Annotated in this window: 24 protein-coding genes; 18 read left to right on the top strand and 6 right to left on the bottom strand. The window is 66.3% G+C overall.

What is annotated here, in order from left to right:
• Nucleotides 1-68 precede the first annotated feature (68 nt).
• A complete protein-coding gene (locus E4487_RS23050; protein ID WP_037054020.1) occupies nucleotides 69-1,493 on the top strand; it encodes an aspartate ammonia-lyase in 1,425 nt (474 codons plus the stop codon).
• A 131-nt stretch (nucleotides 1,494-1,624) separates the two neighbouring features.
• The gene (locus tag E4487_RS23045; protein WP_037054018.1) at nucleotides 1,625-2,878 is read left to right on the top strand and encodes a dicarboxylate/amino acid:cation symporter; all 1,254 of its coding nucleotides are present in this window, start codon (nucleotides 1,625-1,627) and stop codon (nucleotides 2,876-2,878) included.
• Nucleotides 2,879-3,170: 292 nt separating this feature from the next.
• Here the strand turns inward: E4487_RS23045 and E4487_RS23040 are convergent, their stop codons facing one another.
• The gene (locus E4487_RS23040) at nucleotides 3,171-4,637 is read right to left on the bottom strand and encodes a PLP-dependent aminotransferase family protein (protein WP_175254469.1); all 1,467 of its coding nucleotides are present in this window, start codon (nucleotides 4,635-4,637) and stop codon (nucleotides 3,171-3,173) included.
• A 97-nt stretch (nucleotides 4,638-4,734) separates the two neighbouring features.
• Here E4487_RS23040 and E4487_RS23035 point away from each other — a divergent pair, with 97 nt between their 5' ends.
• Genes E4487_RS23035 through E4487_RS23025 form a run of 3 tightly spaced genes read left to right on the top strand, consistent with a single transcriptional unit; the run spans nucleotide 4,735 to nucleotide 6,496 of the window.
• Nucleotides 4,735-5,367 carry an FMN-binding negative transcriptional regulator gene (locus tag E4487_RS23035; protein WP_175254468.1) on the top strand — a complete coding sequence of 211 codons (633 nt, stop codon included), beginning with the start codon at nucleotides 4,735-4,737 and terminating at the stop codon, nucleotides 5,365-5,367.
• A gap of 17 nt (nucleotides 5,368-5,384) precedes the next feature.
• Nucleotides 5,385-5,825 (top strand): GNAT family N-acetyltransferase, encoded by a 441-nt coding sequence (locus tag E4487_RS23030; RefSeq protein WP_175254467.1) that lies wholly within the window; start codon nucleotides 5,385-5,387, stop codon nucleotides 5,823-5,825.
• Nucleotides 5,825-6,496, top strand: a complete 672-nt coding sequence (locus E4487_RS23025) for a GNAT family N-acetyltransferase (RefSeq protein ID WP_175254466.1) — start codon at nucleotides 5,825-5,827, stop codon at nucleotides 6,494-6,496. Before E4487_RS23030 ends, E4487_RS23025 begins: the two co-directional genes overlap by 1 nt.
• A 4-nt stretch (nucleotides 6,497-6,500) precedes the next feature.
• On the opposite strand, the gene E4487_RS23020 is transcribed toward E4487_RS23025, so the two are convergent.
• Nucleotides 6,501-7,319 carry a helix-turn-helix transcriptional regulator gene (locus E4487_RS23020; protein WP_037054009.1) on the bottom strand — a complete coding sequence of 273 codons (819 nt, stop codon included), beginning with the start codon at nucleotides 7,317-7,319 and terminating at the stop codon, nucleotides 6,501-6,503.
• A gap of 160 nt (nucleotides 7,320-7,479) precedes the next feature.
• On the opposite strand from E4487_RS23020, the gene E4487_RS23015 reads away from it, so the two are divergent.
• The 3 genes from E4487_RS23015 to E4487_RS23005 all read left to right on the top strand — a co-directional run bounded on the left by E4487_RS23015 (nucleotide 7,480) and on the right by E4487_RS23005 (nucleotide 10,512).
• A complete protein-coding gene (locus tag E4487_RS23015; protein WP_037054005.1) occupies nucleotides 7,480-8,919 on the top strand; it encodes a sodium:alanine symporter family protein in 1,440 nt (479 codons plus the stop codon).
• Nucleotides 8,920-9,053: 134 nt separating this feature from the next.
• On the top strand, nucleotides 9,054-10,043 hold the full coding sequence (locus E4487_RS23010; protein WP_037054003.1) for an asparaginase: 990 nt from the start codon (nucleotides 9,054-9,056) through the stop codon (nucleotides 10,041-10,043).
• A 25-nt stretch (nucleotides 10,044-10,068) separates the two neighbouring features.
• Entirely contained in the window at nucleotides 10,069-10,512 is a 444-nt protein-coding gene (locus E4487_RS23005; RefSeq protein ID WP_037054000.1) for a GNAT family N-acetyltransferase, read from the top strand.
• Nucleotides 10,513-10,519: 7 nt separating this feature from the next.
• Here E4487_RS23005 and E4487_RS23000 read toward each other — a convergent pair whose 3' ends face one another.
• Entirely contained in the window at nucleotides 10,520-10,915 is a 396-nt protein-coding gene (locus E4487_RS23000; RefSeq protein WP_175254465.1) for a RidA family protein, read from the bottom strand.
• A gap of 65 nt (nucleotides 10,916-10,980) precedes the next feature.
• The gene (gene glsB / locus E4487_RS22995; RefSeq protein WP_037053994.1) at nucleotides 10,981-11,889 is read right to left on the bottom strand and encodes a glutaminase B; all 909 of its coding nucleotides are present in this window, start codon (nucleotides 11,887-11,889) and stop codon (nucleotides 10,981-10,983) included.
• Between the two features lie 345 nt (nucleotides 11,890-12,234).
• Here glsB and E4487_RS22990 point away from each other — a divergent pair, with 345 nt between their 5' ends.
• On the top strand, nucleotides 12,235-13,164 hold the full coding sequence (locus E4487_RS22990) for an AEC family transporter (protein WP_037053991.1): 930 nt from the start codon (nucleotides 12,235-12,237) through the stop codon (nucleotides 13,162-13,164).
• Here E4487_RS22990 and E4487_RS22985 read toward each other — a convergent pair.
• Nucleotides 13,154-13,795 carry a hypothetical protein gene (locus E4487_RS22985; protein WP_037053988.1) on the bottom strand — a complete coding sequence of 214 codons (642 nt, stop codon included), beginning with the start codon at nucleotides 13,793-13,795 and terminating at the stop codon, nucleotides 13,154-13,156. The genes E4487_RS22990 and E4487_RS22985 overlap by 11 nt on opposite strands.
• A gap of 408 nt (nucleotides 13,796-14,203) precedes the next feature.
• On the opposite strand from E4487_RS22985, the gene coxB reads away from it, so the two are divergent.
• Genes coxB through E4487_RS22965 form a run of 4 tightly spaced genes read left to right on the top strand, consistent with a single transcriptional unit; the run spans nucleotide 14,204 to nucleotide 18,392 of the window.
• The gene (gene coxB / locus E4487_RS22980; RefSeq protein ID WP_175254464.1) at nucleotides 14,204-15,328 is read left to right on the top strand and encodes a cytochrome c oxidase subunit II; all 1,125 of its coding nucleotides are present in this window, start codon (nucleotides 14,204-14,206) and stop codon (nucleotides 15,326-15,328) included.
• Between the two features lie 4 nt (nucleotides 15,329-15,332).
• Nucleotides 15,333-16,916 carry a cytochrome c oxidase subunit I gene (gene ctaD / locus E4487_RS22975; RefSeq protein ID WP_047592770.1) on the top strand — a complete coding sequence of 528 codons (1,584 nt, stop codon included), beginning with the start codon at nucleotides 15,333-15,335 and terminating at the stop codon, nucleotides 16,914-16,916.
• Nucleotides 16,917-16,926: 10 nt separating this feature from the next.
• A complete protein-coding gene (locus E4487_RS22970; RefSeq protein WP_047592768.1) occupies nucleotides 16,927-17,493 on the top strand; it encodes a cytochrome c oxidase assembly protein in 567 nt (188 codons plus the stop codon).
• 11 nt (nucleotides 17,494-17,504) lie between these two features.
• Nucleotides 17,505-18,392, top strand: coding sequence for a cytochrome c oxidase subunit 3 (locus E4487_RS22965; RefSeq protein WP_175254463.1), 888 nt, complete (start codon nucleotides 17,505-17,507; stop codon nucleotides 18,390-18,392).
• A 64-nt stretch (nucleotides 18,393-18,456) separates the two neighbouring features.
• On the opposite strand, the gene E4487_RS22960 is transcribed toward E4487_RS22965, so the two are convergent.
• Entirely contained in the window at nucleotides 18,457-18,660 is a 204-nt protein-coding gene (locus tag E4487_RS22960) for a twin transmembrane helix small protein (protein WP_037053973.1), read from the bottom strand.
• 71 nt (nucleotides 18,661-18,731) lie between these two features.
• Here E4487_RS22960 and E4487_RS22955 point away from each other — a divergent pair, with 71 nt between their 5' ends.
• Genes E4487_RS22955 through E4487_RS22935 form a run of 5 tightly spaced genes read left to right on the top strand, consistent with a single transcriptional unit; the run spans nucleotide 18,732 to nucleotide 22,723 of the window.
• Nucleotides 18,732-19,460, top strand: coding sequence for an SURF1 family protein (locus E4487_RS22955; protein WP_175254462.1), 729 nt, complete (start codon nucleotides 18,732-18,734; stop codon nucleotides 19,458-19,460).
• The gene (locus E4487_RS22950; RefSeq protein ID WP_175254461.1) at nucleotides 19,435-20,013 is read left to right on the top strand and encodes a hypothetical protein; all 579 of its coding nucleotides are present in this window, start codon (nucleotides 19,435-19,437) and stop codon (nucleotides 20,011-20,013) included. The genes E4487_RS22955 and E4487_RS22950 overlap by 26 nt, the downstream gene beginning before the upstream one ends.
• 55 nt (nucleotides 20,014-20,068) lie before the next feature.
• The gene (locus tag E4487_RS22945; RefSeq protein ID WP_037053967.1) at nucleotides 20,069-21,124 is read left to right on the top strand and encodes a heme A synthase; all 1,056 of its coding nucleotides are present in this window, start codon (nucleotides 20,069-20,071) and stop codon (nucleotides 21,122-21,124) included.
• A gap of 19 nt (nucleotides 21,125-21,143) precedes the next feature.
• Nucleotides 21,144-22,043, top strand: coding sequence for a heme o synthase (gene cyoE, locus E4487_RS22940; RefSeq protein ID WP_037054061.1), 900 nt, complete (start codon nucleotides 21,144-21,146; stop codon nucleotides 22,041-22,043).
• A gap of 47 nt (nucleotides 22,044-22,090) precedes the next feature.
• Nucleotides 22,091-22,723 (top strand): SCO family protein, encoded by a 633-nt coding sequence (locus E4487_RS22935; RefSeq protein ID WP_037053965.1) that lies wholly within the window; start codon nucleotides 22,091-22,093, stop codon nucleotides 22,721-22,723.
• Nucleotides 22,724-23,144: the final 421 nt, after the last annotated feature.

Below are 23,144 nucleotides of genomic sequence, written 5' to 3'. Positions count from 1 at the left end.
AGACGGCATGAGGCCATATTCTATGGGCATCGCGGCACTCGCCGTATTTCCCAAGAGTCATCGCTATCATGTCCTCTGCTGCATCTGTTCGCGTCGAAAAAGACCTGCTCGGCACCCTCGAAGTCCCCGCTGATGCCTACTACGGCGTCCAGACCCTGCGTGCCGTGCAGAACTTCCGCCTGTCCGGGGTGACGCTGTCGCACTACCCGAAACTGGTGATCGGCCTGGCCATGGTCAAGCAGGCGTCGGCCGATGCCAACCGCGAGCTGGGCCACCTCAGCGCGGCCAAGCACACGGCGATCAGCACCGCCTGTGCCCGCATCATCCAGGGCGAGTTCCACGACCAGTTCGTGGTCGACATGATCCAGGGCGGTGCCGGTACCTCGACCAACATGAACGCCAACGAGGTCATCGCCAACATCGCCCTGGAAGCCATGGGCCATGAGAAGGGCCAGTACCAGCACCTGCACCCGAACAACGACGTGAACATGGCGCAGTCGACCAACGACGCCTACCCCACTGCCATCCGTCTGGGCCTGCTGCTGGGTCACGAGAGTCTGCTCAACGCCCTGGACAAGCTGATCCAGTCGCTGGCGGCCAAGGGCCTGGAGTTCGGCCATGTGCTGAAGATGGGTCGCACCCAGTTGCAGGACGCCGTGCCGATGACCCTCGGCCAGGAGTTCCATGCCTTCGCCACCACCCTGGGCGAAGACCTGCAGCACCTGAAGATGCTCGCGCCGACCCTGCTGCACGAGGTCAACCTGGGCGGCACCGCGATCGGCACCGGCATCAATGCCGACCCGAAATACCAGGCCCTGGCGGTCAAGCGCCTCGGCGTGATCAGCGGTCATCCGGTCAAGCCGGCCGCCGACCTGATCGAGGCCACCAGCGACATGGGCGCCTTCGTGCTGTTCTCCGGCATGCTCAAGCGCACTGCGGTGAAGCTGTCGAAGATCTGCAACGACCTGCGCCTGCTCTCCAGCGGCCCGCGCACCGGCATCAACGAGATCAACCTGCCGGCCCGCCAGCCGGGCAGCTCGATCATGCCGGGCAAGGTCAACCCGGTGATCCCGGAGGCGGTCAACCAGGTGGCCTTCGAAGTGATCGGCAACGACCTGGCACTGACCATGGCGGCCGAGGGTGGCCAGCTGCAGCTGAACGTCATGGAGCCGCTGATCGCCTACAAGATCTTCGACTCGATCCGCCTGCTGACCCGCGCCATGGATATGCTGCGCGAGCTGTGCATCGACGGCATCACCGCCAACGAGGCGCATTGCCGTGCACTGATGGAGAACTCCATTGGCCTGATCACGGCACTCAATCCCTACATCGGCTACGAGAACGCCACCCGCATCGCCAAGGTCGCTCTGGAGAGTGGTCGCGGTGTGCTGGAGCTGGTGCGTGAAGAGCAGTTGCTCGACGAGGCCACGCTGGCCGACATCCTGCGCCCGGAGAACATGATCGCTCCGCGCCTGGTACCGCTGCAGAGCTGATTCGACCGGCAACATCGGCGCCGCACTCATTCGAGTGCGGCGCGTTTCTTTCTGCCCCGTGGCCTGCCGGCAGGCGGTGCCCGAGGTCGGGCAGACGACCCCACAACAATGACAATCCGGGTGACAACCACATGAGTCAAAGCAACACCGCTTCCCCTTCTCTCCTTGCGCGCGTGCCGCTGTGGCAGCAGATTCTCGTCGGCCTGGTACTCGGCGTCGTCGTCGGCATGCTGTACAAGCCGGGTGCACTGGCGCTGGCCCCGGTCGGCGCGCTGTTCCTCAACGCGATCAAGATGCTCATCGTGCCGCTGGTGTTCATCTCGCTGGTGGCGGGCATCACCGCCATGAGCGACAGCGCCAAGCTCGGCCGCATCAGCGTCAAGACCATCGCCATCTACCTGATCACCACCGCCTTCGCGGTGAGCATCGGCCTGGCGTTCGGCACCCTGTTCAGCCCCGGCGAGGGCATGCACATGGTCGCCAGCGGCAGCGCAGAGGCCAAGCAGGCGCCGTCGCTGGTGCAGATCCTGGTGGGCCTGGTGCCGACCAACCCGGTGACCGCCTTCGCCGAAGGCAACATCCTGCAGATCATCGTCTTCGCCATCGCCCTGGGCGTGAGCATGAACCTGGTCGGCGAGAAGGCCGCACCGGCGATTCGCCTATTCGACAGCCTGGCCGAGGTGCTCTACAAGCTCACCGACCTGGTGATGCGCTTCGCGCCCATCGGCGTGTTCGCGCTGATCGCCGGGGTGGTGGCTTCCCACGGTATCGAGGTGCTGCTGCCCCTGGCCGGTGTGATCGGTGTGATCTACCTGGCCAGCATCGCCCATATGCTGCTGGTCTACGGCAGCCTGATCGGTGGCCTGGCGCGCCTCAGCCCGCTGCGTTTCTTCCGTGGCATCGCACCGGCGCTGGCGGTGGCCTTCAGCACCTCGAGCAGTTCCGGCACGCTGCCGGTGTCCATCGAGTGCGCGCGCAAGAACCTCGGTGTATCCCAGGGCGTGGCCGGTTTCGTGCTGCCGGTGGGCGCCACCATCAACATGGACGGCACCGCGATCTACCAGGGCGTGCTGGCGCTGTTCATCGCCCAGGCCTTCGGCATCGACCTGAGCGCCGGCCAGTACCTGATGATCATCCTCACCGCGACCCTGGCCTCGGTGGGCACCGCCGGCATCCCCGGCGCGGGCCTGATCATGCTCGGCCTGGTGCTGAGTTCGGTGGGCCTGCCGCTGGAAGGCGTGGCGCTGATCGCGGGGATCGACCGCATCCTCGACATGGCCCGCACCACGGTGAACGTCACGGGCGACCTGATGACCACCGCCCTGGTCGCGCGCAGCGAGAACGAACTGGATCGCGACGTCTACAACAGCGACAACGAGGCTTGATGTTCTTCGGCGTCAGGTTATCCACAACCTGGCGCATACGATTTCATAGGAGGCCTCACCAGCCTCACCCTTCAGGGATGGCCCAGGCCATCCCTTTTTTTGCCTGCGAACTCTGTGCGAGGCGCTCCAGCCGCGACCCAGCGCCTGAACTGCAGTTGCAGCGCAAGGCCCCAGGTCTGGGGGAGTGACCGCGATTCGCGGGGCTGTGAGGATGGCCCACGCCGCCGATCGCGGATACATCCGCCGCTGCGAAACAGTGCAGCCGTGGAACGCAGCGTGCTGGCCTGGTGCTCTACAAGCGCCAGGCCTGCCTGAGGCGCGCCACGGCGTCGACGATCTGCGCCTCGGGCACGGCGGCAAAGCCCAGCACCAGGCCGGCGCGCTCATCGTCGGGCTCCGGGCTGTCCTCCAGCCAGTAGCCGCTCAGCCCGTTCATCTCCACCCCGGCGGCGTGTGCCGCATCCAGCAGCTCGCGCTCGCGCATCAGGCTGTCGACCCGTACGCACAGGTGCAGCCCGGCGTTCACCTGCGGCAGCGGCGCACAGCCGGGCAGCGTGTGCGGCCAGGCCTGCAGCAGCGCATCGCGCCGCGCCCGGGCGGCCTGGCGCATGCGCCGCACGTGCCGCTGGAAGTGCCCGGCGGCGATGAACTCGGCCATCACCGCCTGGGTGCCGACTTCGGAATGGCGCATGTCCAGCGCCCGGCAACGGGCAAAGGGTTCCGCCAGTGCCGCGGGCAGCACCATGTAGCCCAGGCGCAGCGCGGGGAAGACCAGCTTGCCGAAGGTGCCGATGTAGATCACCCGCTGCTGACGATCCAGGGCTGCCAGCGGCGCCAGTGGCGTGCCGCTGTAGCGGTACTCGCCGTCGTAGTCGTCCTCGATGATCCAGGCGTCCTCGCGCTTGGCCCACTCCAGCAGCTCCAGGCGCCGGGCAAGCGACAGGGTCACGCCTGTCGGGTACTGGTGCGAAGGGGTCAGGTAGACCAGGCGGCAGTCGTCGATGCGTTGCAGGGCCGCGACCTGCAGGCCGTCGTCATCCACCGCCACGCCCTGCAGTTGCGCGCCGGCCAGGGCGAAGGCATGGCCGGCAGCGCGGTAGCCGGGGTTCTCCAGCGCGACCCGGTCACCCGCCTGCACCAGCAGCTGGGCGCAGAGGCTGATGGCTTGCTGGGCGCCGCAGGTGATGACGATCTGCTGCGGGTCGCAGTCCAGGCCGCGCCCGGTGCGCAGGTAGGCGGCGATCAGCTGGCGCAGTTCCAGGTCGCCGGCCGGGTCGCCGTAGCCCAGGCGCGCCAGCGCGGGCTTGCGCCAGAAACGTGCGTGCAGGCGCGCCCAGATGTCGAAGGGGAACAGGTCGAACGCCGGGACGCCGATGCGAAAGGCGCGTGGCGCACCGCTGGGCGGCACTGCCAGATGATGGCTCTGCAAGCGCTGCAGGACCGGGTTGCAAGGCAGCGCGCTGGCGCTCGGTGGCGGTGCCGGGCGGCGCGCCTCCAGTTCGGCGACGTAGGTGCCGTCGCCCACGCGCCCGGCCACGTAGCCTTCGGCATACAGTTGATCGAGCGCGCGCGTCACGGTGTTGCGGGAAATGCCCAGCAACGTCGCCAGCTCACGGCTGGCCGGCAGGCGCGTGCCGCCCGCCAGACGACCATCGAGGATGCGCTCGCGCAGCGCCTGGTAGAGCTGGCGCGCCAGGCCACGGCCGGCCTGCAGCTGGATGCCGGAGAGGTCGAACGACAGCGGTGCGGAAGGCTTCATGGCGGCTGATTGGCTCCATGGAAATGATCGGTAATGGATCTTACAGCAGACCAATATCCCGCCTAGCATGGCGCTATCGCATCGGAGATAGCTGCTCATGTACTGCCCCAGCGCTTTTCGCCAGGACGACCTGGCCACCCTGCACCAGCAGATTCAGGCCAGCGGCCTCGCCCTGCTCAGCAGTGCCGGCGAACAGGGGCTGCAGGCCAGCCACCTGCCGTTGCTGCTGGAGCCGCACGAAGGCGAGTTCGGCACGCTCTACGGCCACTTCGCCCGGGCCAATCCGCACTGGCGAGACCTCGCCACTGGCACCGAGGCCCTGGTGGTGTTCAGTGGCGCGGATGGCTACGTGCATCCCGGCTGGTACCCGGCCAAGGCCGAGCACGGCAAGGTGGTGCCGACCTGGAACTACATCGCCGTGCATGCCTGGGGGCAGGCCGAGGTGTTCGACGACCCCGAGCGCCTGCTGCGCCTGGTCAGCCGCCTCAGCGAGCGTCACGAACAGGGGCGTGCCCGGCCCTGGGCGGTGAGCGACGCACCGCACGCCTACATCGACGCCATGCTGCGCGCCATCGTCGGCTTCGCCCTGCCGATCCGTCGCATCGAGGGCAAGTGGAAGCTCAGCCAGAACCGTTCGGCCAGCGACCAGGCCGGCGTGCGGGCGGGCCTGGCGGAGTCGGCCCGTGCCAGTGACCGCGAGCTGGCCCAGCAGATGAATCCAACCGACTGAGACACAAGGAGTGCCCAATGCTCGATATTCGCCCTGTAACCACCGACGACCATGCGGCCTGGCTGCCGCTCTGGCAGGCTTACCAGCGTTTCTATCAGGCTGACATCGCGGCCGAAACCAGCGCCGTGACCTGGCAGCGCTTTCTCGACCCGGCCGAACCGATGCACGCTGCGCTGGCCTGGCAGGAGGGCCAGGCGATCGGCCTGGTGCATTTCATCTACCACCGCAGTTGCTGGACCAGCGGCGACTACTGCTACTTGCAGGACCTCTATGTCGCCGAGCACATTCGCGGTGCCGGGATCGGGCGTGCGCTGATCGAGCACGTCTACCGCGAGGCACGGGCAGCCGGTGCCAGTCGCGTGCACTGGCTGACCCAGGAAACCAACTACCGGGGCCGCATGCTCTACGACGGCATTGGCGACCGCTCCGGCTTCATCCAGTACAGGAAGCTCTTCTGATGACCACCGATCTCACCCACTGGCAACCCCGTCCGCAGCCGGACCAGCGCGTGCTGCAGGGCCGCTTCGTGCGCATCGAGGCGCTGGATGTGGCGCGTCATGGCGAGGACCTCTGGTGCGCCCTGCAGGGGCCGGATCCCGCGCTGTGGGATTACCTGCCCTACGGTCCGTTCACCGAGCGCGCCAGTTTCGACGCCTGGTTGACGGGCAATGCCGAGAGTCGCGATCCGCTGTTCTATGCCGTGATCGACCAGGCCACGGGCCGCGCCCTGGGCCTGTTCAGCTACCTGCGCATCATGGCGCTCGATGGCAGCATCGAGATTGGCCACGTCGCCTTCGGCGCGCCCATGCAGCGCACGGCCGGTGCCACCGAAGCCATTTACCTGCTGGCGCGGCATGCCTTCGACGACCTGGGCTACCGCCGTCTGGAATGGAAGTGCGATGCGGCCAATGCCCGCTCGGAGCGGGCCGCCGAGCGCTTTGGCTTCACCCGCGAGGGCCTGTTCCGTCAGCACATGGTGCGCAAGGGGCGCAACCGCGACACCGCCTGGTTCTCCATCATCGACGGCGAGTGGCCGGGCTGCCGGACTGCGTTCCAGCTGTGGCTGGCGGCGGAGAACTTCGACGAGCAGGGCCAGCAGCGGCAGCGCCTGGAGGCGCTGCGTCGATAAGGCCTCATTCCATCTCGAACAGGCCGTCACGCAGTTGCGCGCCGCTCAGGCGCTGGCGCACGTCGTCGTCGATGCGTGGGTCATCCGGTGCGTAGAGCATCAACTGGCGATAGGCGTTGACCCGGTTGATCTCGTGCCCCAGATACTGCCAGACCACGCGGGTGCAGGCCGGCGTGCGCCGGTCACCGCTGGAGACGCCGGTCTTGATGCCGTTGAGGCGGATGATGCGGCTCTTGAAGCTGGGGATCAGGATGGTCTGGCTCATCTCGTTGCCGGTGAGCGACTCGTAGTCCACCAGGAACAGGCGGTCCTGCAGGAACAGCGCCGTGCCCAGGTAGCGGCAGCGCACCCAGTCCTCGCTGCCGCCGCGGGTCTGCTCCTGGCGCTCCTGGCGTTCCTGGCGCTCGAACAGGTAGTTGCCGCGCTCCTCGCGCAGGTGCACCAGTGACAGCAGCACGTGGCCGGGCACCGACATGCAGTTGGAATACTCGAAGTAGTAGCCGCAGTAGCGGTCCATCGGGCTGGCCTGACGCCGCAGGGGGGCGAACAGCTCCAGCAGGGGGTCGCTGGCGCCATGGCTGGGCGCATCACCGCTGCGTGCGCCGATCAGGCGGGCGAACTGCTCGCTCGGCATGGCCAGTTCGAACGGCTCGACGCCGAAGAAATCGCAGATGCGCTTGAGGTTGTGCGCGGTGGGCCTGCTCTGGCCCGCCAGGTAGCGGTTGAACTGGGCGCGGTTGATCGCCAGCTTGCGGCACACCTCGGCGATCGAGCGGTAGTGGCTGCAGAGCAGTTTCAGGTTGCTGCCGAGGGAATCGGACATATGACCGCTCCAGCTGATGCGAAAGATGCGATTCTAGCATCAACTCGCATCAGTTCGCCGCGACCTGCGAAATTGTCCCCTGCGGCGCCTTCACCAACCATTGCGCCTCCCGCCCGGCGGGCGCATTCCCTATTCAGAACAACAAGAGAGAAAGCCTCCCATGCTCGATCTTCTCAATGACCTCATCTGGAGCAAGCTGCTGATCGTGATGCTGATCGGTCTCGGCCTGTACTTCACCGTCGCCTCACGTTTCGTTCAGTTCCGCTACTTCGGCAGCATGTTCCGCATCTTCAGCGAAGCGCTGCAGCGCCAGCCTGGTCAGCTCAGCTCGTTCCAGGCCCTGATGCTGTCGGTGGCCGGCCGCGTGGGCGCGGGCAACATCGCCGGCGTCTCGGTGGCGATCATGCTCGGTGGCCCGGGCGCCATCTTCTGGATGTGGGTCGTTGCCCTGGTCGGCATGGCCACCAGCTTTTTCGAGTGCTCCCTGGCGCAGCTGTACAAGCGCCGCGAAGCCGACGGCACCTACCGTGGCGGCCCGGCGTTCTACATCCAGCATGGCCTCGGCCAGCGCTGGCTAGGCATCGTCGTGTCGATCCTGCTGCTGGCGACCTTCGGTTTCGGTTTCAACGCGGTGCAGTCGTTCACCGTGGCCAGCTCGCTGCATGACACCTTCGGCGTACCGACGCTGGTCAGCGGCATCGCCCTGACCGTGGTGATCGGCCTGATCATCTTCGGCGGCATCAAGCGTATCGCCCAGTTCGCCGACGTGCTGGTACCGGTCATGGCGTTCTCCTACATCGCCATGGCGCTGCTGGTGATCGGCCTGAATATCTCCGAAGTGCCGGCCACCTTCGCGCTGATCTTCAAGAGCGCGTTCGGCCTGGAGCCGGCGTTTGCCGGTGGCATCGGCGCCGCCATCATCATGGGCGTCAAGCGCGGCCTGTTCTCCAACGAGGCCGGCCTGGGCAGCGCGCCCAACGTGGCCGCCGTCGCCGAGGTCAAGCACCCGGCCGCGCAGGGCATCGTGCAGTCGCTCAGCGTGTTCATCGACACCCTGATCCTGTGCAGCTGCACCGCGCTGATCATCCTGCTCTCCGGTGTCTATCAGCCGGGCATGGAAGAGGCCGGTGTGGTCCTGACCCAGACTGCCGTCGCCGCCGTGGTCGGCGAGTGGGGCCGCGTGTTCATCAGCATCGCCCTGCTGCTGTTCGTCTTCACCACCCTGATCTACAACTACTACCTCGGCGAGAACGCCCTGGGCTTCTTCAGCCAGAAGCGCGCCCCGGTAATGGTCTACCGTGTGCTGGTGGTGGTTCTGGTGCTGTGGGGTTCGGTGCAGGACCTGGGCACCGTGTTCGCCTTCGCCGACGTGACCATGGGCCTGCTGGCCATCGCCAACCTCATCGCCCTGGCGCTGCTGTTCAAGGTAGGCGTGCGCCTGATGCGCGACTACGATAGCCAGATCAAGGCTGGCGTCGAGTCCCCGGTGTTCGATGCCAAGCAGTTCGCCGATCTGGACCTCGACCCCGCTGTGTGGAGCAGCCAGCCGAGCAACGCCGCAGACCCTGCGGAAGTCGGTGACCGCGTTTTCCAGCGTTGAGTTGATCCGGAAAAAAGGGGGCGAGGCCCCCTTTTTTTGGCCTGTCATATTAGGTGGCTGCCTGTTGAGGTCGCCACCAGTACGCCTGAAGCCCCTGCGAGGGGGTTCATGCCCGTGATTTGCGAGGAGAGCCCATGGCTACCCCAGAAAGACTCCTGGTGCTGTACACCGGCGGCACCATCGGCATGCAGATGAGCGCCGACGGCCTGGCGCCGGCCTCCGGTTTCGAGGCGCGCATGCGTGACCAGCAGGCGCGCGAGGATGGCAGCGAGCTGCCGCACTGGCAGTTTCGCGAGCTGCTGCCGCTGATCGACAGCGCCAACATGAACCCTGGCCACTGGCTGGCCCTGCGCGACCTGATCGTCGAGGCCGTCGAGGCGGGTGAGCATGACGCGGTGCTGGTGCTGCATGGCACCGATACCCTGGCCTACAGCGCGGCGGCGCTGAGCTTCCTGTTGCTGGGCTTCAACGTGCCGGTGGTGCTGACCGGCGCCATGCAGCCGGCGGGTGTCGAAGGCGGCGACGCCTGGCCCAATCTGTTCGGTGCGATGCGCGCGTTGCATCGTGGGGTGAAGCCGGGGGTGCATCTGTTCTTCGACGGCCACCTGCTGCACGGTGCACGTTGCTCGAAGCTGCGCAGCGACGCCTTCGACGCCTTCCAGGTGCTGCCCCGCGAGCGCCAGGCCGAGCGGGCGGCCATCACCGCGCGCATCGACTATCGCCAGGCTCGCCGTGCGGTGAACGTCGCCGTGTTGCCGTTGCACCCCGCCGTGCAGGCCGGGCACCTGCGAGCCCTGCTGGCGAGCGGTGTCCAGGGCCTGTTGCTGGAGTGCTACGGTAGCGGCACCGGCCCTGCCGGCGATGCCGAGCTGATGGAAGTGCTGCGCGAGGCGCACGGGCGTGGCGTGGTGCTGGCGGCGATCAGCCAGTGCGCGCAGGGCCATGTGCAGTTCGGTGTGTACGCCGCCGGCAGTCGCCTGGCCGAGGTTGGCCTGGTGTCCTGTGGCGGCATGACGCGCGAGGCTGCGCTGGGCAAGCTGTTCGCCCTGCTCGGGGCCGGCCTGCTGCAGAGCGAGGTCGAGCACTGGCTGGCGCGCGATCTCTGTGGTGAGATGAACGACTGATCCACCTGCCCACAGAGGAAGGACGATGAGCGTCGAGATTCGCCCCGTAGTTGCTGCCGACCACGAAGCCTGGCTGCCCTTGTGGCAGGGCTACCAGCGCTTCTACATGACCGACATTCCAGCCGAAGCCAGCGCCGCCACCTGGCAGCGCTTTCTCGACCCCGCCGAGCCGATGGGCGCGGCCCTGGCCTGGCAGGGCGAGCAGGCCATCGGGCTGGTGCACTGGGTCATGCACCGCTCGACCTGGACGCTGGGCGACTACTGCTACCTGCAGGATCTGTTCGTCGCGCGCGGCCAGCGCAGCAGCGGTGTCGGCCGCCGGCTGATCCAGCATGTCTACGAGCAGGCGCGTGAGGCGGGTTGCTCGCGGGTGCACTGGCTGACGCACGAGAGCAACAGCCAGGCCAAGCTGCTCTACGAGCGCATCGGCGAGCGCTCGGGCTTCGTCCAGTACCGCAAGTTGCTGTAGGTGGCCGTCATGGCCGCCTGGCGATGAAGTCGATCTCCACCCGCGCATGGCGGGCCAGGCCGGTGGTGCCGATGCAGGTACGGGCCGGGCGCTTGCCTTCGGGGAAGTAGCTGGCGTACACCGCATTGAAACGCTGGTAATCCGCGTGGAAATCGGTGAGGAAGGCGCGTGCCGAAACCACGTTCTCCAGGCCCAGGCCAAGGCCGTTCAGCACCACCAGCAGGTTGTCGAAGGTCTTGTGGGTCTGCGCCTCGATGCCCTCGGGCAGGGGCGCGGACTCATCGCCCGGCTCGATGGGCAACTGGCCGGTGACGAACACCCAGCCATCGGCTTCGCAGGCGTGGGAGAACGGCGCGACCGGTGCGGGGGCAGCGGCGAACATGTGGTACTCGGGCATCGACATGAGCACTCCTGGTCTTCTCGATGGCCGCACGACGGTGCGGCCTGTAGCGACCATAGCCCATCGGCTCAGAACACCGACCAGCCAATGCGCTGACTGAGCAGCTCCAGGGCCTTCATGCCGGCCAGCGAGTTGCCGGCGGCGTTCAACTCCGGTGACCACACGCAGACGCTGAACTGCCCCGGCACCACCGCGACGATCCCGCCACCCACGCCACTCTTGCCCGGCAGGCCGACGCGATAGGCGAAGTTGCCGGCTTCGTCGTACAGCCCGCTGGTGGCCATGATGGCGTTGATCTGCTTGCTCTGGCGCGGCGACAGCACCTGCTCGCCGCTGTGTTGACAGAACCCCTGGTTGGCCAGGAAGCCGAAGGCCCGCGCCAGGTCGACGCAGCTCATGCGCAAGGCGCAGCAACTGAAGTAGCTGCGCAGCACCGCCTCCACCTCGTTGTGGAAATTGCCGAACGACTGCATCAGGTAGGCCGCCGCCGCGTTGCGTGCGCGGTGCTGGTACTCCGACTCGGCGACATGGTTGTCCACCGTCACCTCCGGGTTGTCCGACAGGCGCCGGACGAAGTCGCGCATCGACAGCGCCGGTGCTGCGTAGCGCGACTGGTTGATGTCGCAGATCACCAGGGCGCCGGCGTTGATGAAGGGGTTGCGCGGCCTGCCGCGTTCGAACTCGAGCTGGACCAGCGAGTTGAATGGCTGCCCCGAGGGTTCGTGGCCGAGGCGCTGCCAGATGTCTTCGCCGCTGTGGCCGATGGCCTGCACCAGGCTGAAGACCTTGGAGATGCTCTGGATGGAAAACGGCGTGCGCGCATCGCCGGCGACATGCAGCTGGCCATCGTTGCCGTACACGGCGATGCCCAGTTGATCGGGGACGATACTGGCGAGGGCGGGGATGTAGTCGGCGACCTTGCCCTGGCCGATCAGCGGGCGGACTTCATCGAGAATTTCGTTCAACAGCGCTTGCATGGGTAGAGCCTGTTCAAAGTCTCGCGAGCTGGAGCCATGCAAGGCGCAACGACCAGCGGGATTCACAGCCCAGGGCTGGCCCGAAGGGTGAGCGCCAGCGAATCAAGCAGGCGAGGACCGGTAGGAGTCGCGCTCGACTTTACGAGCGGTGAATGAGCATTCCGAGCTTGTCCTTCGAGCAGCATGGCCGACGCGCAACTGACTTCGGGCTGGCTCGCGGCGACGCCGGGTTGCCCCGGCATGTCAATCCTAGACGCCGGCGGGCGAGGTGGAATCACAGACGCCGGCTTGCTCTGGCAGGCGCGGGCCCCTAGTCTCGGTCTCCCCTTTCGCTGGCGCAGTACGATGTCCACCGTTCTCAATGTCCTGTTGCCGATCTTCGGCCTGATCCTGATCGGCTACATCTGCCGACGTACCAACCGCCTGGGACCGACCGCCGCCTCGGAGATGAACCGCTTCGTGGTCTGGCTCGGCCTGCCGGCATTGCTGTTCAGCCTCACGGCCAAGGCCGACTGGGCGCATATCTGGCAGCCGGGTTTCCTGCTCGCCTTCACCGGCGGCATGCTGGCGGTGTTCCTGATCACCCTGGCGTATCGCTGGAAAGCCACGGGCAGCCTGGTCGACGCCAGTATCGATGGCCTCAGCGCCGGCTACGCCAACACCGGCTACATCGGCATTCCGCTGTGCGTGCTGGTGCTCGGCGACGACGGCATGGCGCCGGCGTTGATCGCCTCGCTGATGGTGGTCTGCGTGCTGTTCGGCCTGGCGGTGGTGTGCATCGAGGTGGGGTTGCAGAGCAAGAAGGGGCTGGCCGGGGCGATCCTCCAGGTGTTCGCCGCGCTGCTGAAGAACCCGCTGGTGGTGGCGCCGCTGCTCGGCGCCGCCTGGGCCCTGGGCGGGGCGCAGCTGCCCGCGGCGCTGGACGAATTCCTGCGTCTGCTGGGGGCTGCCACCGTGCCTTGCGCCCTGGTCTCGCTGGGGCTGTTCCTGGCGCAGCGGCAAAGCGGCTCGGGCGCCGGGGCCTGGCCCCTGGTAGGTCTCAAGCTGGTGTTGCAGCCGCTGGTGACCTGGTTCATCGCCTTCGTCCTGCTCGACCTGCCACCCTTCTGGGCACACGCTGCGCTGCTGCTCAGCGCGCTGCCAACCGGCACCGGCCCCTTCATGCTGGCCGAATACTACGACCGCGAGGCCGGGCTGGTGTCGCGGGCGATCCTGTTCTCGACCCTGGGCTCGCTGCTCACCCTGTCGCTGATCCTGCTGCTGATCACGCCGTGAGCTGCAGCTCCACCCCCAGCTGTTGCGACAGGCAGGGCCAGCGCTGCCAGGCCGACGCGGTATTCGGCGCCGCCAGGCGCTCGCGGTAGGCCTGCACGGACGGCTGGTCGAAGCTGCTGTCGTCGAGCATGCCGGCCAGGGCATGGTGCACCGCTTCGTCCAGCTGGTTGGCGAACGGCTCGCCGATCAACTGGTGGGCGATCAGGTTGGCGCGGGTGGTATCCAGCGGGATCAACGGCTGCCCGAGGTGGGCGATGTAGCGGTCGTTGACCTCTTCCACCAGGCGATGCGCCAGGTAGGCCTCGTCGAGCAGGCCTTCGAGCCCTTCGTGCCCCGCCACCAGCGTCGGCGGCTGCAGGAAGAACTGCTCGGCGATCTTCAGCACCGGTTTGACCGCCGCCTCGATCCCGGCTTCGCGGGCCACGTCGGCGGCCGCGTCGAGGACGTCCGGCACCTCTTCGATATAGGCGATGACGAAAGCGCTCAGCGCCCCCGATGCATTGTCTTCGGGCAGGCGGATGGAGGGATGCAGGCGTTCCAGCTGCGTCTGGAGGAAGCGGGCGAGGGTCTGCTCGCCGGCTTCCTGCTGGCGGGCCTGGGCGATCAGTTGGCGAAGGGCGGCGGTGTTCATGACTGCTCCTACGAATTCAGGACATGGACGTGAACCTTAGCCGGCGTAATTCGCGGGCTAAGACGCGATTGTCATAACTTTTTCATACTTATGCGAGTCCGCTATATCTACCTGTATCAGAAACGCTACAACCCGCGCCGGGCGCGCTCTTCAGCATCGGCGTCGGGAGGGCATGGAGGGCCTTTCCGGCACATTGCGGGCTGAAAGTCGCCGTCTATACTCGATTTCGAAAGGCAGTACCTGATGGAACCGGACGGGCTCAGGCACGGAAAGGTTTTGACAGCAGTTGCCAGCAGTCAGGCGGGGCAGCCCAGGCAGTGAGCCAGGCGCAATCTCGTCGATGGCAGTCGATCCCTTAGCCGCAGGCTCAGCCGGCGGGATAACAAGAACAATCAAGGGGAACCCGCAATGATGCGACATCCACGAGTCTGGATGGGCCTCCTGCTGTGGCTGGCATTGGGCTCGGCGCACGCCCAGTGGACGGTCAACATGGCGCCCGGTGTCACCGAGGTCAGCCGTTCCGTCTTCGACCTGCACATGACCATCTTCTGGATCTGTGTGGTGATCGGCATCCTGGTGTTCGGTGCCATGTTCTGGTCGATGATCCTGCACCGCCGCTCCACCGGCCAGGAGCCCGCGCACTTCCATGAAAGTACCACCGTCGAGATTCTCTGGACCGTGGTGCCACTGTTCATCCTGGTGGCGATGGCGATTCCCGCGACCAAGACGCTGATCGACATCTACGACTCGTCCGAGTCCGAGCTGGACATCCAGATCACCGGCTACCAGTGGAAGTGGCACTACAAGTACCTGGGCCAGGATGTCGAGTTCTTCAGCAACCTGGCCACGCCGCGCACGCAGATCACCAACCGCGAAGACAAGGGCGAACACTACCTGCTGGAGGTGGACGAGCCGCTGGTGGTGCCGGTGGGCACCAAGGTGCGCTTCCTCATCACCGCGGCCGACGTGATCCATTCCTGGTGGGTGCCGGCACTGGCGGTGAAGAAGGATGCCATTCCCGGCTTCATCAACGAATCCTGGACCCGCATCGAGGAGCCCGGCATCTACCGTGGCCAGTGCACCGAACTGTGCGGCAAGGACCACGGCTTCATGCCCGTGGTGGTCGAGGCCAAGTCCAAGGAGGACTTCGCCGCCTGGCTGGCCGAGCGCAAGCAGGCGGCCGCTGCCGAGCGCGAGCTGACCAGCAAGGAGTGGACCATGGAAGAGCTGATGGCGCGTGGCGAGAAGGCCTACAACACCACCTGCGCCGCCTGCCACCAGCCCACCGGTGAAGGCCTGCCGCCGATGTTCCCGGCACTCAAGGGCTCGTCCGTCGCCACCGGGCCGGCCGAGGGCCATATCGACATCGTCTTCCACGGCAAACCTGGGACTTCCATGGCGGCGTTCGGCAAGCAGCTGTCGCCGGTCGACCTGGCCGCCATCATCACCTACGAGCGCAATGCCTGGGGCAACAATGTCGGTGACATGGTCACGCCCAAGGACATCCTCGATTTCTCCAAGGCGCAGGAGTAAGGACATGAGTGCAGTGATCGACCACGGTCATACTGACCACCACCATGGCCCGGCCAAGGGCCTGATGCGCTGGGTGCTGACCACCAACCACAAGGACATCGGCACGATGTACCTGTGGTTCAGCTTCTGCGCCTTTCTGCTCGGCGGCTCGATGGCCATGGTCATCCGTGCCGAGCTGTTCCAGCCGGGCCTGCAGATCGTGCAGCCGGAGTTCTTCAACCAGATGACCACCATGCACGGCCTGATCATGGTCTTCGGCGCGGTGATGCCGGCCTTCGTCGGCCTGGCCAACTGGATGATCCCGCTGATGATCGGCGCGCCGGACATGGCCCTGCCGCGCATGAACAACTTCAGCTTCTGGTTGCTGCCGGCGGCCTTCGGTCTGCTGGTCAGCACCCTGTTCATGGAGGGCGGCGGGCCCAACTTCGGCTGGACCTTCTACGCGCCGCTGTCGACCACCTATGCGCCGGAGAGCACCACCTTCTTCATCTTCGCCATCCACCTGATGGGCATCAGCTCGATCATGGGCGCGATCAACGTGATCGCCACCATCCTCAACCTGCGTGCGCCCGGCATGACACTGATGAAGATGCCGCTGTTCGTCTGGACCTGGCTGATCACCGCCTTCCTGCTCATCGCGGTGATGCCGGTGCTGGCCGGCGTGGTGACCATGATGCTGATGGACATCCACTTCGGCACCAGCTTCTTCAACGCCGCCGGCGGTGGTGACCCGGTGCTCTTCCAGCATGTGTTCTGGTTCTTCGGCCACCCCGAGGTGTACATCATGATCCTGCCCGCGTTCGGTGCGGTCAGCTCGATCATCCCGGCGTTCGCGCGCAAGCCGCTGTTCGGCTACACCTCGATGGTCTACGCCACGGCGGCCATCGCTTTCCTCTCGTTCATCGTCTGGGCGCACCACATGTTCACCGTCGGCATCCCGCTGACCGGCGAGCTGTTCTTCATGTACGCCACCATGCTGATCGCCGTGCCCACCGGGGTGAAGGTGTTCAACTGGGCCAGCACCATGTGGCAGGGCTCGATGACCTTCGAGACACCGATGCTGTTCTCGGTGGCCTTCGTCATCCTGTTCACCATCGGCGGTTTCTCCGGGCTGATGCTGGCCATCGCCCCGTCGGACTTCCAGTACCACGACACCTACTTCGTGGTGGCCCACTTCCACTACGTGCTGGTGCCCGGTGCGATCTTCGGCATCTTCGCCTCGGCCTACTTCTGGCTGCCGAAATGGACCGGCCACATGTACGACGAGACCCTGGGCAAGCTGCACTTCTGGATGAGCTTCGTCGGCATGAACCTGGCCTTCTTCCCGATGCATTTCGTCGGCCTGGCCGGCATGCCGCGGCGCATCCCCGACTACAACCTGATGTTCGCCAACTTCAACATGGTCTCCAGCATCGGCGCCTTCCTGTTCGGGGCGACCCAGCTGCTGTTCCTGTTCATCGTCATCAAGTGCATCCGCGGCGGCAAGCCGGCTCCGGCCAAGCCCTGGGATGGTGCCGAAGGGCTGGAGTGGACGGTGCCCTCGCCGGCGCCCTACCACACCTTCAGCACGCCGCCGGAAGTGAAGTAGGAGGTCCGCCGTGAGCGAGGTCATCGCGACGCGTCGCCTGGTCGCCCGCCTGCTGGTCGTGGTGGTGGTGATGTTCTGTTTCGGCGTCTTCGTCCTGCCGCCGTTCTACGACGCCATGTGCCGTGTGTTCGGGATCAACGGCAAGACCGCCGGCCCCTATCAGGGCGAGCAGGTGATCGATGAGGTGCGCCAGGTGCGCGTGCAGTTCCTCGCCACCAACTCGGCCGAGATGGTCTGGGAGTTCGCGCCCAAGGCCGACGAGCTGCTGGTTCATCCGGGGGAAACCCGCGACATGCTGTTCGTCGCCTACAACCCCAGCGACCACCCGATGACCGCGCAGGCGATTCCCAGCATCTCGCCTTCGAAGGCGGCGGCCTTCTTCCACAAGACCGAGTGTTTCTGCTTCAGCCAGCAGGTGCTGCAGCCCGGCGAACGCATCGAGATGCCGGTGCGCTTCATCGTCGACCGCGACCTGCCACAGGACGTGAAACACCTGACCCTGAGCTACACCCTGTTCGATATCACCGAACGCAAACCGCCAGTGGTACAGGCGACCCTTGCTCGGGCGACTCCATAAGGAGAACAACAATGTCGAGTCACGAAAACTATTACGTACCGGCGCAAAGCAAGTGGCCCATCGTCGCCAGTATCGGGTTGCTGGTGAGTTTCTTCGGCGTGGGGACCTGGTTCAACGACCTGTCGGCGGGGCGGGAGAATTCCAACGGCCCGCTGATCTTCTTCGTCGGCGGGCTGATCCTGGCCTGGATGCTGTTCGGCTGGTTCGGCAACGTCATCAAGGAAAGTCGCAGCGGCCTGTACAGCGCGCAGATGGACCGCTCGTTTCGCTGGGGCATGAGCTGGTTCATCTTCTCCGAGGTGATGTTCTTCGCCGCCTTCTTCGGCGCGCTGTTCTACATCCGCACCTTTGCCGTGCCCTGGCTGGGCGGTGAAGGCGACAAGGGTGTGTCGAACATGCTCTGGGAGGGCTTCGAGTACAACTGGCCCCTGCTGCAGAACCCCGACTCCAAGCTGTTCCCGCCGCCCACCGGGGTCATCGATCCGTGGCACCTGCCGCTGGTCAACACCATCCTGCTGGTGTCTTCCAGCTTCACCGTCACCTTCGCCCACCATGCCCTGAAGAAGAATCACCGGGGGGCGCTCAAGGCCTGGCTGGCGGCCACCATCGTGCTGGGCCTGAGCTTTCTGTTCTTCCAGGTCGAGGAGTACATCGAAGCCTACACCGAGCTGGGCCTGACGCTGGGCTCGGGCATCTACGGGGCGACCTTCTTCATGCTCACGGGTTTCCACGGCGCCCACGTGACGCTCGGCACCCTGATCCTGACCGTCATGCTGGTGCGCATCCTGCGCGGGCATTTCGATGCCGACAAGCACTTCGGTTTCGAGGCCGCCGCCTGGTACTGGCACTTCGTCGACGTGGTCTGGCTGGGCCTGTTCATCTTCGTCTACGTGCTGTGAGGCAGCGGCGAGCCACACGCTTCACGCTGCAAGAAACGCGCTGCGGATCGTCGCAGGCGTTGCGCTACCAGGTGACGTGGGACACCAGTTGCCCTGAATAGAAGCCCCAGGCGATCAGGGCGACGGTGATGGCGGTCAGGCCGACGCGCAGGGCCAGGGCGCCGAGGACACGGGAACCATGGCCTTCGTCCTTGACCAGGAAGAACAGGCCGCTGAACAGGCTGGTGAGCGTGGCCAGCAGCAAGAGGATGATCGCGGCCTTGAGCATGCGGGACTCCGGGGGAATCGACTGATGCAGTGCAGTATAGCCAGCCACTCCAAGCCCAACGGCAGGTTGCGATGAGCGCCTTCCGTCCCGGCTGGCTGCCCAGCCTGCTGGTCGCCCTGCTCCTGCCGGGGTTGTTGTGGCTGGGCTTCTGGCAGCTGCAGCGCGGTGACGAGAAGCGCCAGCTGCTGGCCAGTTTCGAGGCACGGCGCCAGGCCGAGCCGATCAGCCTCGACCAGCTCGAGCCACTGCGCGACCCCGCCTATCGGCGCGTGCAGCTGCATGGCTACTTCGACAGCGAGCACAGCCTGCTGCTGGACAACCGGATTCGTGACGGCCATGCCGGCGTGGAACTGCTGCAACCCTTCTACGACCAGCCCAGCGGGCTCTGGGTGTTGCTCAATCGTGGCTGGCTGCCCTGGCCGGACCGGCGCACGCCGCCCCGTTTCGCCAGCCCCGACGGCGTCATGCAGCTCACGGCCTGGGTCTACGTGGCACCTGCGGGCGGCTTGCACCTGCAGTCCGGCGCCACGGACGGCTGGCCCCGGCTGATCACCCAGGTCGAGGCCCCCGACCTGTGGCAGCGCCTGGGGCGCGGTGGCCTGCCATTCGAAGTGCGCCTGGAACCCGGGCCCGCCAGCTATCGCGTCGACTGGCCGATCGTCTCCATGAGCCCCAGCAAGCATGTGGGCTATGCCGTGCAGTGGTTCGCCCTGGCTGCGGCACTGCTCGGCCTGTTCATCTATCTCGGAATACACAACGCACGGGAGATTCGCCATGAACCCAGCCATCGCCATGCCTGAGGCTCCGCGCAAGGGGCGTGGCCGCCTGCAGCTGTTGCTGATCCTGGCCATCGTCATCGGCCCGATGCTGCTCGCCAGCGCCATGTACAAATGGCGCTTCTGGGTGCCGGAGACGCGCAGCTACCACGGCGTGCTGATCGGCGATGGCCGCACCCTGGCCGATCTCGGCGTGCAGGGCGAGGTGCAGCCGGTGTGGCAGATCCTGGTCACGGCGCCTGGGGCGTGCGCCGCCGACTGCCAGCAGCTGGTCTACCTGGCGCGGCAGATCCAGATCGGCCTCAACCGCGAGACGGGCCGGGCCAGTCATGCGCTGGCCCTGGCCGAGGCGCTGCCCGCCGACTACCAGGCCAAGCTCGAGCGCGAGTACCCGCGCCTGGGGCGCTACCCGCTGGATCCGCAGGCCTACGACAAGGCCAGCGGGACGGCATCCGGCGCCCAGCTGTGGCTGGTCGACCCGCACGGCAACCTGGTGCTGCGCTACCCCGCCGGTAGCGACGGCAAGGCCATCCTCGATGACCTGCGCTACCTGCTGAAGATTTCCCTGATCGGTTGAGGCTCCGCCCGGCCTTCGCCGGCAGAGCGCCAAGCCCAGTGCCCAAGGAGTAGACATGCACAAGCCAGGTTATCGTCTAGCGCTGTTCGCGACCCTCCTGACCGTGGTGGTGGTCCTGCTCGGGGCCTACACCCGGCTCACCCACGCCGGCCTGGGCTGTCCGGACTGGCCGGGCTGCTACGGGTTTCTCGGCGTGCCGATGAGCGAGCACAAGCAGGCCATCGCCGAGGCGCGCTTCCCGGAGGCGCCGGTGGAAGTGGCCAAGGGCTGGTACGAGATGATCCATCGCTACTTCGCCGGTTCCCTGGGCCTGGTGATACTGGCCATCGCCACCCAGGCCATCCGCCGCCGCGCCGATGCCACGCAGCCGCTCAAGCTGCCACTGGCCATCCTGGCCCTGGTGATCCTGCAGGGGGCGTTCGGCATGTGGACGGTCACCCTGCAACTCTGGCCGCAGGTGGTCACGGCGCATCTGCTGGGCGGCTTCGCCACCCTGAGTCTGCTGACCCTGCTGACGTTGCGCCTGTCCGGGCGTTTCGCACCGCTGCAGTTGCCGGCCGGCCTGCGCGCGCTGGCTGCGGCCTGCCTGCTGCTGGTGATCGGGCAGATCGTCCTCGGCGGCTGGGTCAGTTCCAACTACGCGGCGGTCGCCTGCGTCGACCTGCCCACCTGCCACGGTGAGTGGTGGCCGGCGATGGACTTCGGCAAGGGTTTTCACCTCACCCAGCACATCGGCCCCAACTACCTGGGCGGCCAGCTCGACAGTGACGCGCGCACCGCCATTCACATGAGCCATCGCATCGGCGCCCTGCTGGTCACGCTGGCGCTGCTGTTGCTGGCCTGGCGCCTGCGGGCGGCCGGGTTGCCGCGCCTGGCCGGGCTGCTGCTGGTCGCGCTGGCGCTGCAGATCAGCCTGGGGTTGAGCAACGTGATCTTCCACCTGCCGCTGCTGGTGGCGGTGGCGCACAACGCCGGCGGCGCGGCCCTGCTGCTGACGATGGTGCTGATCAACTATCGCCTGCGTGGCAGCGCCGTCGAGCGTGCCAGGGCGGGCGAACCTGCCGTGCAACGGGTGATGGCCAGCAAGCTGGCGCCGGCACTCGGCAAATGACAAGAAGAGGAGAATGACCATGGCTACCGTGCTCACTGCTCACGCCGCCTCCGCAAGCTGGCGTGACTACCTCGAGCTGACCAAGCCTCGGGTGGTGCTGCTGATGCTGATCACTTCCCTGGTCGGCATGTTCCTCGCCACCCGCGCCGGTGTGCCGTGGACCGTGCTGCTGTTCGGCAACCTCGGCATCGGCCTGTGCGCCGGGGCGGCGGCGGCGGTCAACCATGTGGTGGATCGGCGCATCGACTCGATCATGGCGCGCACGCACAAGCGACCGGTGACCTCGGGGCGCGTTTCGCCCGTGGCCGCGCTGGCATTCGCCCTGGCGCTGGCCATCGCCGGCATGAGCCTGCTGCTGCTGTTCACCAACGAGCTGGCCGCCTGGCTGACCCTGGCCTCCCTGCTTGGCTACGCGGTGATCTATACCGGGTTCCTCAAGCGCGCCACGCCGCAGAACATCGTCATCGGCGGCCTGGCGGGCGCCGCGCCGCCGCTGCTCGGCTGGGTGGCGGTGACCGGGCACCTGAGCGCCGAACCACTGCTGCTGGTGCTGATCATCTTCGCTTGGACGCCGCCGCACTTCTGGGCCCTGGCCATTCATCGCAAGGCCGAGTACGCCAAGGCCGACATTCCCATGCTGCCGGTGACCCACGGCGAGCATTACACCAAGGTGCACATCCTCCTCTACACCCTGGCGATGTTCGCCGTGACCCTGCTGCCCTATGCCATCCACATGAGCGGGGTGCTCTATCTCGGTTGTGCGCTGTTGCTCGGCGGGCGCTTCCTGCACTGGGCCTGGGTGCTGTACCGTGACAGCAAACCGCACGCGGCGATCAACACCTTCAAGTACAGTATCTGGTACCTGTTCCTGTTGTTCATCGCCTTGCTGGCGGATCACTACCTGCTGCTGAACGTCTAGCGAGCCGTGGCGGCGCAGCTGGCCTTCACGACGTGCTAAGGGCTTTCATGACTCGTACTCACATAACCGTCTTCGTTCTTGTCGCCATCGTGGCCCTGGTGCTGGGCCTGACCGTCAACAAGGTGCTCAGCAGCAAGGGCCAGGGTGATCCGGCGGCGCTGCTCGATGCCGGCATCGTCCTGTTGCCGCAGCCTCGCAGCCTGCCGGCGCTGACCCTGACCAACCAGGATGGCAAGGCCGTGGCGGTCGACCAGCTCAAAGGCGACTGGACCCTGCTGTTCTTCGGCTACACCTTCTGCCCGGATATCTGCCCGGCCACCCTCGCCCAGCTGCGCCAGCTGCAGGGCCAGCTGCCGGAAGAAACCCGTGCGCGGCTGAACGTGGTGATGGTCAGCGTCGACCCGCACCGTGATACGCCGGAGCAACTGAGCAAGTACTTGGGCTACTTCGATGCGGGCTTCAAAGGGCTGACCGGTGAGGAGGCGACGCTGCAGAAGTTCGCCAATTCGGTGAGCATCCCCTACATCCCGGCCGACACCAGCAAGGAAAACTACACCGTCGATCACAGCGGCAACCTGGTGATCGTCGGCCCCGATGGCACCCAGCGCGGCTTCATCCGCGCGCCGATCAACAACGCCAAGCTGGCCGAGCAACTGCCGGGACTGGTTTCCGGCAGCTGACGGCACGTTCCTGCGTAGGGTGGATGACGCTCCTCTCATCCACCGCAGCGCCTGCGACGGTGGACCGGTGAAGCGTGGTCCACCCTACGGTGTTGACGGCTCGCCCGCTCTGCAAACCGGTCGCTGGCGGCAAGTTTCTGCGTAGGGTGGATGACGCTCTTCTCATCCACCGCAGCGCCCGCCACGGTGGACCGGTGAAGCGTGGTCCACCCTACGGGTGTTGGCGGCTCACCCGCTCTGCAAGCCGGTCGCTGACGGCAAGTTCCTGCGTAGGGTGGATGACGCTCTTCTCATCCACCGCAGCGCCTGCGACGGTGGACCGGTGAAGCGTGGTCCACCCTACGGGTGTTGGCGGCTCACCCGCTCTGCAAGCCGGTCGCTGCTGGCAAACCCCAGCGTAGGGTGGATGACGCTCTTTCCA

This window comes from Pseudomonas sp. BMW13 (assembly GCF_013357275.1).
Lineage (GTDB): Bacteria > Pseudomonadota > Gammaproteobacteria > Pseudomonadales > Pseudomonadaceae > Aquipseudomonas > Aquipseudomonas khazarica.
Note: the sequence above shows the minus strand (reverse complement) of the source record. Positions and strands in the feature narration are given on the sequence as shown.